The organism is Myroides odoratimimus (assembly GCF_001485415.1).
In the GTDB taxonomy this organism is placed as follows: Bacteria; Bacteroidota; Bacteroidia; order Flavobacteriales; family Flavobacteriaceae; genus Flavobacterium; species Flavobacterium odoratimimum.
Map to the genome: position 1 here is coordinate 1 of NZ_BCMQ01000047.1, position 12,388 is coordinate 12,388.

Annotated in this window: 16 protein-coding genes; 2 read left to right on the top strand and 14 right to left on the bottom strand. The window is 34.1% G+C overall.

Going from position 1 to position 12,388, the window contains the following annotated elements; translation table 11 throughout:
* From MODO_RS18365 to yddG, 11 genes are all read right to left on the bottom strand, one after another.
* Nucleotides 1-304: IS66 family transposase (locus tag MODO_RS18365; RefSeq protein ID WP_218185763.1), on the bottom strand; the 304-nt coding region annotated here is incomplete at its 3' end.
* A gap of 49 nt (nt 305-353) precedes the next feature.
* The gene (gene tnpB / locus MODO_RS18370; protein ID WP_081316899.1) at nt 354-692 is read right to left on the bottom strand and encodes an IS66 family insertion sequence element accessory protein TnpB; all 339 of its coding nucleotides are present in this window, start codon (nt 690-692) and stop codon (nt 354-356) included.
* Nucleotides 692-979: an IS66 family insertion sequence element accessory protein TnpA gene (gene tnpA, locus MODO_RS18375; protein ID WP_006258245.1), complete on the bottom strand. Its 288-nt coding sequence runs from the start codon at nt 977-979 to the stop codon at nt 692-694. The genes tnpB and tnpA overlap by 1 nt, the downstream gene beginning before the upstream one ends.
* 185 nt (nt 980-1,164) lie before the next feature.
* A complete protein-coding gene (locus MODO_RS18380; RefSeq protein ID WP_051133862.1) occupies nt 1,165-1,539 on the bottom strand; it encodes a hypothetical protein in 375 nt (124 codons plus the stop codon).
* A gap of 74 nt (nt 1,540-1,613) precedes the next feature.
* Entirely contained in the window at nt 1,614-1,922 is a 309-nt protein-coding gene (locus MODO_RS18385) for a hypothetical protein (protein WP_006258246.1), read from the bottom strand.
* 128 nt (nt 1,923-2,050) lie between these two features.
* Nucleotides 2,051-2,944 carry an AraC family transcriptional regulator gene (locus MODO_RS18390; protein ID WP_006258248.1) on the bottom strand — a complete coding sequence of 298 codons (894 nt, stop codon included), beginning with the start codon at nt 2,942-2,944 and terminating at the stop codon, nt 2,051-2,053.
* A gap of 55 nt (nt 2,945-2,999) precedes the next feature.
* A complete protein-coding gene (locus MODO_RS18395) occupies nt 3,000-3,698 on the bottom strand; it encodes a hypothetical protein (RefSeq protein WP_235811676.1) in 699 nt (232 codons plus the stop codon).
* A gap of 152 nt (nt 3,699-3,850) precedes the next feature.
* A complete protein-coding gene (locus tag MODO_RS18400) occupies nt 3,851-4,711 on the bottom strand; it encodes an alpha/beta hydrolase (protein WP_058699803.1) in 861 nt (286 codons plus the stop codon).
* A gap of 193 nt (nt 4,712-4,904) precedes the next feature.
* Nucleotides 4,905-5,465, bottom strand: coding sequence for an SMI1/KNR4 family protein (locus tag MODO_RS18405; RefSeq protein WP_006258252.1), 561 nt, complete (start codon nt 5,463-5,465; stop codon nt 4,905-4,907).
* Between the two features lie 12 nt (nt 5,466-5,477).
* Nucleotides 5,478-5,960: a hypothetical protein gene (locus MODO_RS18410; protein ID WP_039330011.1), complete on the bottom strand. Its 483-nt coding sequence runs from the start codon at nt 5,958-5,960 to the stop codon at nt 5,478-5,480.
* Nucleotides 5,961-6,037: 77 nt separating this feature from the next.
* Entirely contained in the window at nt 6,038-6,946 is a 909-nt protein-coding gene (yddG, locus tag MODO_RS18415; RefSeq protein ID WP_006258254.1) for an aromatic amino acid DMT transporter YddG, read from the bottom strand.
* A gap of 247 nt (nt 6,947-7,193) precedes the next feature.
* Between yddG and MODO_RS18420 the strand changes: the two genes are divergently transcribed.
* Nucleotides 7,194-9,323, top strand: coding sequence for a TonB-dependent siderophore receptor (locus MODO_RS18420; protein ID WP_058699802.1), 2,130 nt, complete (start codon nt 7,194-7,196; stop codon nt 9,321-9,323).
* Nucleotides 9,324-9,700: 377 nt separating this feature from the next.
* Here MODO_RS18420 and MODO_RS18425 read toward each other — a convergent pair whose 3' ends face one another.
* Together MODO_RS18425 and MODO_RS18430 are read right to left on the bottom strand one after the other, a co-directional pair.
* Nucleotides 9,701-10,429 carry a CPBP family intramembrane glutamic endopeptidase gene (locus MODO_RS18425; RefSeq protein ID WP_039330016.1) on the bottom strand — a complete coding sequence of 243 codons (729 nt, stop codon included), beginning with the start codon at nt 10,427-10,429 and terminating at the stop codon, nt 9,701-9,703.
* 73 nt (nt 10,430-10,502) lie between these two features.
* Nucleotides 10,503-10,814 (bottom strand): winged helix-turn-helix transcriptional regulator, encoded by a 312-nt coding sequence (locus MODO_RS18430; RefSeq protein WP_016649113.1) that lies wholly within the window; start codon nt 10,812-10,814, stop codon nt 10,503-10,505.
* Between the two features lie 100 nt (nt 10,815-10,914).
* On the opposite strand from MODO_RS18430, the gene MODO_RS18435 reads away from it, so the two are divergent.
* On the top strand, nt 10,915-11,676 hold the full coding sequence (locus MODO_RS18435; RefSeq protein ID WP_059051696.1) for an MBL fold metallo-hydrolase: 762 nt from the start codon (nt 10,915-10,917) through the stop codon (nt 11,674-11,676).
* A 32-nt stretch (nt 11,677-11,708) separates the two neighbouring features.
* Here the strand turns inward: MODO_RS18435 and MODO_RS18440 are convergent, their stop codons facing one another.
* A complete protein-coding gene (locus MODO_RS18440) occupies nt 11,709-12,218 on the bottom strand; it encodes a hypothetical protein (protein WP_058699800.1) in 510 nt (169 codons plus the stop codon).
* Between the last annotated feature and the right edge of the window lie 170 nt (nt 12,219-12,388).

A 12,388-nucleotide genomic window follows, 5' to 3' on the forward strand; every position in this document is an offset into this window, starting at 1 on the left:
TCTCTTGTTTGATTACTTCTTCTTGTTCCTCTAAGACTGCTTGTTCAACATCTAAAGGTAATTGAGTTTGATTGGGATCCTCAAAACGTTCTCGGCTTTGACCGAACTTCATGCGCTCAAGTAGCTTTACACGATATTCCAGTTCTGTATTTTTTTCTTCTAGTTTAGAGGTCTTTTCTTCTAAGCTAGTAGTTTTCTTCTCTAATTTAGTATTTACTTTTTCTTGTTTGGAAATAGTCTTTTGGGCTTTGGTTAAAAGTGCCAAAAGTTCTTGTTTCGATAAGTTTTCTAAGTCTATTTCCATGAAGTAAATATACGTCAAAAGCCTTATTTATACAAGGATTAAGGCTGTTTTATCTCATGGAAAACCGCCTTTTTTGACTACTTTTTATCACTTGTATTCCTTCAATCATAAGTACCAAATCACTCCAACTGATTTGAGTCCGATTATGAATAGGAAAAGCAAAAGTACCTTGTTCTAATCGCTTGTGATATAACACAAAACCACCTGTTTCCCAGTGTAAGAGTTTAATCTGATTACATCGACGATTGATAAAGACGTAGACACTTCCATTATGAGCGACTTGATTAAGCTCGTTTTGAACAAGACCACATAGACTATCGAAACTCTTGCGCATATCACAAGCTGATTTATACAAGTAGAATTGATGGCTACTACTCAGACTAAACATTACACAAGGTTTACTAATGAATAGAGTTCACCCAAATCTTTCGTTTCTAAACGTAACTTCACTCCATTAGGATACACGATTTCGTATTCTTTACTGTCGGTTTTAGATGTTTCACCTATTGCTATAAAGTTACTTGAGCCTTCTTGCTCTGTTTCACTCTTAAACTTTACTACCCAATAACTAAATGTCGCCAGCTTAATTCCAACACTTTCACAATACTTTGATTGTGTTAATCCACTTGCTTGCCAATCCTCTACATGAGAGTACATAATTTCTTGTTTGCTCATCTCTTTATTATTTAAAGCAAACTTACTTCCTTACATTATATTATGAAACATGCACTTGCTGGGGTGCATACACTAATGGGTTGAGATAATAAAACATACTGACGAATTTATAGATATCAATGTTTAGGGATTTATCCCAACTATTACTTATACAAAGTAAAGAAATACCACCACATAATAGTTAGCTATTTATAGCGATTCTCTTTTCGAAAGCGAAATAAAACAGTATTATTAAGAAGATAAAATACACCTGCTCCACTAAAATACATCACGCAATCTAACCAATCTCCCGTATAACGAGGATTGTGCTGAGGTAAATACCACTCAAAGTAAACACTATAATATAAAACCACAAAAAGGATAAGCGATAGAGGTAATAGAAGATCTGCCTGCTTCTTTAACTTCCTCAATATGTATTGACAGATACTCAATGCCAACGGTAGAGTCAGAAAATCATTGACATAATTGTTAACCCAAGCAGGTAAAGCAATATGAGATTTCTGCAAAACATAGATAACAACAGAAATACAAAGGGCTATATAGAAAAGTGTTTTCTTCATACAAGTATAAAAGAGGAACGATTACAAGTTGTAACAGCTCCTCTCATTCTAATTTTTAAAAACTAAACGACCTACTATGCTGCTATAAATCCAATAAGATAAGCTATCCCAGCCATGATAGATACCCCTACCACCCATATAGCATTGACTATCATAGCTGGCACTCTGATAAAAGGATTGGGGTGCTTGAGCATTCTACGAGTAAATTTCTCAAAACTAGTTAGTTCTCTATTTACTTCTTTTTGTATTCTTTCATTGACAACTCTTTGTTGTTCCATTTGACGGCGTAAAACCACATTGATTATCTCTCCACAATTCGTACAATAATCACTATTGACATTCTCTGTTTTACACTTTTGACAAGTGATATAATGCTTACTCATTTCAGTTTGTTTTATCAATAAACGTTACTATGTTATATAAACAGGGCAAAGTTTAAACAATCTGAAGGATTAAAAAAGAACATTTACCGTCCAAAACTGTTCTAATTCACTCTTATTATATCCTATAATCAAATTCTTTTTCGATATTCTCGAGGAGAACAACCTACTTTTCGTTTAAAAAACTTACCAAAGAATGAAGTAGTATTAAAATGAAGTGATTCTGCTATCTCTGATATACTCAATGTCGAGTTAGCCAAAAGTAACTGTGCCTCAACTATTACAGCATCATCTATTAACTCCCCAATAGTCTTAGCCGTAATCTCCTTTATCACCTTAGCTAAATAGCTTTCAGAAACACAAAGTCTATCAGCATAAAAACGAACCAATTTCTCTGATTTAAAATGAAGCTGAAGAAGCTCTAAAAACTGAATAGTAAGGCTTTCCTTTCGAGACAAATTACTCTTTAATTCCTTATAATTATAATGACTCGCATCTACTAATTCCAATAAAAACAAAGCAAATAAATGCTTAATAGCTTCTTTTTGATTAGCAGACTTCCCTTTTTGGGTATTCTTATGATTGAGTAAAGTACACAGACTTAATAAAGAAGTTTGTTGCTCTTGATTCAGCATTAATTTAGTTACTGTATTCGGCGTTAGTAAGACGAAAGTACTCTTCTCATTTTGGGTATGTGTATTCTCTATCGCAAAAGCCCGATCAAAGCTAATAGCAATAAAGTTAATATCTTGACTAAACTCCTTAAACAGAATAACCATCTGTGGAGGAATAATCGTTATGGTACCAGGTTCTAACCGATACTCTATCAGATTTACCTGTACGGTGATCATTCCTTGAGTCACAAAGAGCAAAGTATAATTCTCATTGCGATAAGGATATTTTAAAGGATTATCTGTAAAAGAAGTCTGTACATCTACATAGATACCACTATCCTGATACTCCTGATCTAATAATCGAAGGATATCTTTTATGGTATAGTCATGTATCTGATCAGCATTACTCATCTTTTTTATTTACAAAAATAGAGAAAACCTACTTGATATACGCTCTATTATCCCATTAGAAGCCATCTACTTTTACTAAGTCTATTACTATTTTTAGCCCAGTTAGCAACTTATACTCCATCTTCACAAATCCATATTGTTCAGAAAAATAAGACACTAACTCTGTTTCCCCTAAAGTAGACTTAGCTGTAGAAACCACCTTAAGACAAGACAAATCTCCTAAAGCTGTAGAAACCATCTCTTGTTTTTCTATCCTGTAGGTATAGTCTAACAAGAGCTTTCCTTTCCATTCTCCCCACACTGGATTAGACCAAGAATCACCTATAATCATCTGATCTGACCAAGTATAACCTACAGACTTACCTAAGTGAACATAAGGAAATGGAGCTGTCTCTAATGCTTTAAAGAAATGGGAACGCATTGGGTGTAACCATACATTCTGTTCATTCTCTACCAATCCTGTTGAAGATCTAAAATCAGTCATAGGTTCAAAGCTATATCTTATTTCAGTCTGTCTTTTATTCGTTCTTTTACCCTTTTCAGGAGCTATAACCTCCATTTTAAACTGATCAGGCAGTGCCTCATCTTTAACAGAAGTCAAGTTCTCTGCATCCTTTGCATCTATAAATAAACTATCTCCTTCCTTGTTTTGAATCTTATAAGAATAATAAAAAGTACGTCCCACCTTATAGATAGCATTGTCTACATCTACATCCTTTTTTTCTATATATACTTTGTCGTAACTCTGAGCCATACTATTGCCAGACGCCACCAACACAAATAAAATTAAAAAACAATATCTCATCATAATTACTATCATTTACAAAAACTAAAGATAAGTATTTCAACACAATATCCTATAAAAAAGCTACCCTTATCGAGTAGCTTTAGTCTATTTATATTCTCTTACTTAGAGAAATATGTACTTGGATACAACTTTTGAAATGCGTTGTTCACCGCCTGATGGATCACTGTTGAGTGTATTTCCTCAGGTAGATAGTCAAAGTGAGATTTGATATTCTTGTTCTTTTGAAGTGTCTTGTATAGTTGTTCCCCATACTCATACATCTTCACATCCTCTTCTTTATTAGGCACCCCTACATACACATTCACAGGTTGTTTTATCTTCTCTATCAGACATGTATGTGTCTTGTCTAATAACTTCTCATCTCCCCACCATAGACTAGGGCTAATAATAATATAGTTTGTAAATAGATAAGGATGATATTCTAATACATACGTAGAATACAACCCCGCTAGCGACTCCCCTATTACAGTACGAGTACTACTCCCTTTATAATTCTTCTCTATATAAGGAATCAGCTCAGACTCTAAAAATGCTGTATAAGCCTCAGCTCTACCATACTCCGGGAACATATCTTTACTAAAACCTGCTTTCTCTACGAAGTTTAGATTATCTACTGCAAAAGTCATATCCTTTCTACGGTTGATTGTCTCTATCCCTACGATAATAGAATTAGGAAAACGCGCTATCCAAGGTAATGAATTAAAACGCACTAATCCTGCCAAATGTATAAAATCCTCTTCTACCCCTCCATCTAAGATATACACGACAGGATACTTAATAGTATCATTCGCATTATAATCTGGTGGCAAAACGATATTAATCGTTCTATCTTCACTTAGGACAGTAGAGTGTAGTTGATCTGTTGTTCCGAATGTAAAAGGTTTACTATTCGTTTGGCTAATACCAGATACGCCTAATAGCAACATACTCGTTACTAATAATGCTTTTATATTTATCATGTTTGGTTAGTTAATTTGTTGGCTTCAAAGATAAATAAATCATTGAGCTACAAAAGTTTTTTTATACCAAAACACCCCAAAACAGTATAGTATTAACAAGATAAAATGAAGATTATTTATCTATTTGTACTATTAGAACATCTATTAGTATAATTAAGACAATTACTAAATTTATAATCTCTATGTAAAAGCTTTAATAAAGTATTTCTTCCCAAAAAAAACGTGTATTAACACCAAATTTATTTTCTATTAAAGATAAAAAAGACTCTTCTCTACCACTTGCTTTAGCATATATTGAAGTACCTAACCCTTGAATAAAACTATCAAATGAAGGGGCTACTATAACTTTATCATCAAAAGATATTTCAGAAGAGACAACATAAACAACTCCCTCTTTTAAAGATAGAAGTATAGTATAAGGATCTCCCAAACCAACAACCATAGCATCTATACTTAAACAATCTTGATACCAATAGTTATCTTTATTATTGAGGTTTATTAACCTATTAATATAATTTCCTCCACTACCAAATTGTATATTAGCCAAGGTTAAGTTTCCTAAATTATATCTCATTATAAAATCTTCAAACTCTTCTGGCAAAATAGTAATATTTAAGTACTCTTTTAACCTTAAAACTTCTTCTTTACTTCCTTTATAAGGTATTAATAATAGTTCTGAGATAATATCTTTATCAACATCAGCAAATTTCTTCTCTAGAAACACACTTACTTCTTCTATTTCAAACAATCTCATATTACAAACAATTTACCTTACATCCTCCGCACAGCGATAAAAACTATCCTTCTCAGTTATAGATCGATAATAAAACGTCCCCATATCTAACCCTGTATCTTTAAACAATACATTAATATCTACCTCAGCTTCTCCTCTGTAGAAAGCTTCAGAACTCACATAACCTACTGTGGCAGTATTCAGATTAAGAACAATCAAATCCTCGTGAAGACCCGTACCTATAATATAGTACCCCTGTTTATAGATTTCTCTATTATGTACTTTGAAGTTCTCTTTATGTAAATGAAATACCTGATCAAAAGTATTGATACCAAAACGCCACCCTGAGCGATATGAATGACGGATAAAGAAAACTCCTATCTCTTCACCGAAGTTTTTGATAAAATTACCTTCTGCTGTCTTTGTTAACGGCCATTTGATTAGTTCATGCTCTTTGCTTAACAGCTCAACTGCCTGATCAAAAAGAACAACATTCACTTTACTTTCTTTTTCCATAATACCTATTCACATTATCTTCTAATGACAAAATTAGAGTTTTAAATTCAGTTTATAACTATCTAGCAATTGTTTACTTATTTCTCTCCACTAATTGTCTCTACTTTTTTTGTTGAGAACCAACACAATATTGAACCAATACACACCATGACCGTCCCTTGCCAAAAAGATATTCCCAGTGGAGTCGCTAACAATACTGAAGAAAGAGCTGATGATAATACTGGTATAAAATAAGATGCCCCAGTTAATATCGTTACATTGCCTTCTAAAATCCCAACATTCCATACTGCATAACCAAATCCCATAGCAAAAGCAGCTAATAATAAATAGACAATAGAAGATAGCGTAAAGAGCATTTCTACCTGCTCTTCCATAATAAAATATTTCATCCACAATACTAACGCTACCAACATAAAGAAAAACGTTATTCCATTCACTCCATTCGCTGAACGAACAGTAACTACACAATATGCTGACCATAGAATAGCTCCTAAAAAAGCTAATCCATAACTCAGTGGGTTAGCCTTAATATTTACGAGCATCTCAGATAAATTAACCCCCTCTTCTCCCCCTAAAACCCAAATAATGCCTATTAATGAAGCTACAACACCAGGAATGATTAACCAATTCGCCTTTTTTGAAGTAAAAAGAACAGTCGCTATCATAGTAAAAGTTGGCCACAGATAATTAACCATTCCTATTTCTATCGCTTGCTTACTACTAGTAGAATAACCTATAGACAACGCTAGACATAACTCATAAGCAACCATCAAAATAGCACCATAAACTAAGTATCGACGAGGAAACTTAGACAGCGGTACCCATTTCGTAGTACACAACAGAAACACACTTGCTACAGTATAAATCATCGCTGCACCACCTGTAGAGCCAAATGAATAGCTCACTTCCTTAATAAGTCCTACAATAGAACTCCATAGTAGTATAGCACAAAAACCAATTATTGTAGCCTTAACGTGTTTAGTCATAGTATGTATTTAATAGTCTTAATGGTCTATATTTATTATTAAAAGAACCTACACACTAAGTATAGCTCTAAAAGGAAATACAATTGACAAAACTATTCTTTTTATACTTATTAATAAAAGCTCTGTCTAAAATAGTTTTAAAAGCGAACACCACTCATAAACTATCGTAAAATCAAGACTTCACACTATTATTAGGTAGTTTAATATTCTATATTTGCGATAACATAACAACACGACACTTAGAATAATGAAACACCTTTTTTTAATAGCATCTGTATGCTGTTATGCGCCTCTATTTGCTCAATCAAATGACACTATAACCAATCAAAAAATAAACGAAGTAGTAATCACCACTACTCAACAGCAAAAAGGTTATTCTTCTAAAATACCCCTAACTTATATTGAGAATCCACAGTCTGCCGATATCATCCTTCATCAAACTATGAAGAATCAAGTAACGACTAACATAAAAGATGTCTTACAGAATGCTACCGGGCTAGTACGAGTATGGGAATCAACAGGTGTAGGAGTCACAGGAGGAGAATATTATACAATGAGAGGCTTTGCATTCCAACCAAACTTACTCAATGGTATGCCTAGCTTTACTAATAGTACATTAGATATCGCTAATATTGAACAAGTCGAAGTAGTCAAAGGTCCTAACGGAACACTCTATGGAGGAAATGTAATCTCCTATGGAGGATTAATCAATGTGATAACCAAAAAACCTTATGAACAATTAGGGGGTGAAGTGAACTATATCGGTGGGTCAAACAACCTTAATCGAGTATCGTTAGACATCAATACCCCTATCCATAAGAAGCTTTTTATACGTTTAAACACAGCATATCACAAGCAGCACACTTTTCAAGATGCTGGTTATAAAGAATCTTTCTTCGTAGCCCCATCTATCCAATACAATATTAATGAAAAACTAAAACTATACGTTGACTTTCAGTATAAAATTAATGAAGGAGCTCATGCCCCTATGTTTTTTATATCTAGATATATGCCCGTGAGCTTTGAATCATTAGACCTATTTAAAGCAAATTACAAAAAAGCATATACTAGTAATGAATTAACCTTAAAAAACCCAACATTTACAGCACAAGCCAAATTAGAATATAAAATCAATGACCACTGGACATCCAATACCATTATCAATAAAAACAACACCCAAAGCAAGGGATATGATATACTTTTTGAAGATATCGGTACCACAGATGACTTCGTCCGTTACATCTCTAAAATAGACTCAAAAACCAACATATTTAGTATCCAACAGAATATAACAGGTAAGTATAACATTGGCTCATTAAACAACACAATACTAATCGGATTAGACTATTTATCTAAAGAGTTTTCTAGTATAGATGGTGATTATATAGAGCATGGTATTATTTCCTTAGCCAATCAGTCTGACACAGGGGATTTATCTAAAAATGCTATTGAAACTACTTTATCCAGTAGTAATTATATACATAACAAAGCGAAGACTCAAACCTTTAGCTCTTATGTATCCAATATAACTAATATTCTTCCTAACTTTTCATTCATGGCAAGTTTGAGATTTGACTACCTAGAAGGAAGTACTTCAGCAGTAAATAATCAAAAGACGAGTCAGACTACACTCTCTCCTAAATTTGGATTAGTCTATCAACCTATCCAAAATAAACTAGCACTTTTTGCTAACTATCTAAATGGCTTTGTATTTCTAGACCCTGCTATTATCTCTGATCCAGACGGAACCAATAAAACCATTCAACCTTTTGATCCAGAACAAGCGAACCAATTCGAGATAGGTGTCAAAACAAATCTATTAGGAGATAAATTATCCGCAACAATAAGCTACTACCACATAAAGGTTACAAATAAACTAATGACAGATCTAAATTCTCTAAACAGTTTTACACAAGGAGGAAAAGTAAAAAGTGAAGGAATAGAACTTAGTTTGACAGGAACACCACTTCTTGGATGGGATATCATTACAGGATTTAGTCATAACTATAATGCAGTAACCAAATCCCTACCTTCTGATGGCAACCTCGGTCTTAGACCAGAAGAAGCAGGACCAGCTAATCTATTTCACCTATGGACCAACTATAAATTACAATCAGGCGCATTCAGAAACGTAAGCTTCGGAATAGGAATAAACTCAGTAAGCCAACAAAAAGCGATCAACCGCTCTACCCTAGGAGTACTCACATTACCAAGCTACACGATCTACAACGCTGCCATCGGTTATGATTGGAAAAAATTCAATGCAATATTAAAAATAGACAACCTTACGAATAAAAAACACTTCACAGGTAACGCCACAGTTAACCCTCAAGGTCTAAGAACTGTATCACTATCTCTAAACTATAAAATATTTTAAGAGAATACTTGTGTTGACACAGATTTGTAATCTGTACCCGTATATAACGCTACGCGAAGTCTCCCGACTTCGTGTATATAAGCATTGTGTGCCAACAGAATGTGACACGCAAAATATTGACGTCTCTACTGCGTTGGCTCGGATTTGCAATCCGTGCCATGTATATCCACACAGAATATCACGTCACAGCAACCACAATACCATCGTTGGCGCAGATTTGTAATCTGTGCCGTGTATATCCACACAGAATATCACGTCACAGCAACCACAATACCAGCGTTGGCACAGATTTGCAATCTGTGCCCGTATATACACCCCATGCCGAAGGCAAACAATTCTTAATTCTTAATTTTAAATTCTTAATTAACAAGCCATGCCTATTTTATCATCATCGTCAACGTCCCAAAAAAATTACTCCCATTATGTGCTAGTATAGGAAACAGCACACTTCTACTCTTGATAGCTATCCATCCATAAATATACCCTGCAAAAGCAGTCTGTATAAAGTAAACCGTATCAAAAGACACTATATACTCTTCAGAAAGTGTAAAAGCATGAACAAAACCAAATAATACAGCTATAATCAAGTTACTAGGATTACCTAAATACCTAACCTTCATTCTCAAAGAAGATAACAATAACCCCATCAACACCCCTCTAAACATAATCTCTTCATCTATGCCTGGCATCGTAAGTTGAAAGGCTAAAGTCTCTATATTCCACTCCCCTCCACTACCAGCAAACCACCAAGCTACTACAGCCAATAAGGTAATACCTACAGTCGCTAGCCAGACTCCCTTTTGACTACCAGGTGATTGCTTCAGCGTAAAGAAATTGTGTTCTTTAAAGTAAGAGCGAAAAGCAAAATAACAAACCACTCCCCATATAATACCATAGACCTTCCCACTCCAATTCCAACTGCCATTGATAATACGAAAGCTTTCAGATATCTGTACTAACATCAATGCACAACTATAAAGCACAAATACAAAACAAAAGATCCCAATGCGCATAAAATCTTTTTTGCTCCTGTCTTTCATAAACAAGATCATAAAAGGGAGCAATACCCCTACTTGCATTAGTGCTTCAAGTATAACTATGGTCATGGTCGTTAATTTAGTTCTTCTAAAATAACATATTCGTATAAAATAACAAAGCCTCAAGTGATTGAGGCTTTTATTATTTAGATTTAACCCATTCTTCTATGTGTTGTATAAGAGGCAACATTGACTTCCCATATTCTGTCAAACCATAAAACACTTCAGGAGGAAAAGTATTAATCTGTGTACGTTTAACCACTCCAGACACTTCCATTTCTTTTAATTGTTCTAACAACACTTTCTTAGATACACGAGGCATATTACGCCACAATTCTGTAAAACGGATATCCCCATTAGCAAAGAATTGATACATTAATAAGGGCTTCCACTTACCAGATAATAACTTCAAAAACACATTAAGAGGGCAACTCTCAAACTCATCATAATTCATAGGTTACAAATTTGTGAACAATACACATAAAAGTTCATTTCTTTATTAGAATATAAGCCTAAAGTACTTTTGTACTAAGAAATTTAAATAATACAAAATTATGAAAGTACAACTAATTAGAAACGCTACAATAAATATTAATGTTAATAATAAAAATATCTTAGTAGATCCTATGTTAGGTTCTAAGGGGGTCTTAGGTCCATTTCCATGGACAGATGACACTAGAGCTAATCCATTAACTGAGCTACCTTTTACAGAGGCTGAACTTAATGCTTTAATACACAAAACTGATGCAGTACTATTAACCCATCTCCACCCTGACCATTGGGATCCTACCGCACAAACCTTATTACCAAAAGATATGCTTATTTACTGTCAAAATGAAGATATTGAACCAATTAAAACACTTGGATTCCATAATGTTATAGGTATAACAGACAGCTCAATATTTGAAGGTATTCACATCCATCGAACAGTAGCTATACATGGTGAAGGTGAAATTGGTCATCTAATGGGAAATGCCAGTGGCTTTGTTCTTAGCCATAATCAAGAGATAGTCTATCTAATGGGAGACACTATCTGGTGCAAAGAAGTGAAACAAGCCATTGACCACTATCAACCTACAGGAATTGTCATTAATGGAGGTGCCGCCAAATTCGCCATAGGAGAACACGTTACTATGAATAGTACTGATATCAAAACTCTGCTAGATTACTACCCTATTAAACAAGTAGCTATTGTTCATCTAGAAGCAATTAGCCCTCTTCAGGAAAATAGAAATATGCTAAAAGCTTACTTTGAAGAACATAATTTATCTTCTCGTGTTATCATCCCTAATGATGCGGATATATTCACGGTATAAAACAGCAAAGCCTCAAGTGATTGAGGCTTTTATTATTTCTTCATTAATTCATCTACGATCTCTTCTATAGAATATTCAAAATACTCTCCTTGCTTATTCTTATTAAGCATAAAGAGTTTATAAGAATACTTAGCACAGTTTAGCTTCAAAAAAGCATCATAATACTCATCTAAATACCACTTAAACTGTTGTTCAAAAGTAGTATCTTCTGTCTCTTCAGGAACGTCAAATACCTTGAGAATAGTCACAATTTCGGTTATTTCTTCTCTACTAATATCCTTTACTACTAAAGGATCAGGTAATGCTATTCTAAAAGATAGCACTTCTGCTCCTTCTCCTTCCCAATACTCCCATAAGTCATACCTAGACATATCTTTCCTAGTCAGCTGATGTAACTCACCTTCTACTCTTTTATACTCTATAAAGTCCTCATCTCCATATTCATCACAGAAGTCAGTATATCCTAATACAGCTTTTAGCACTATTGGATAACGCTCTTCTGCTACCTTCATTTGAGGAGCTATTTCACTTCTTAGACTCATATCATTCGTTTTATACTGAGACTCAAAATATTGACATCTCTACTTTATATTTATTGTGTAAATATACCTTTCGACATAATACCAGCGTTGGCGCAGATTTGCAATCTGTGCTATGTACATAACGTTGTGTGCCAACAGAATGTGACACGCAAAATATTGACGTCTCTACT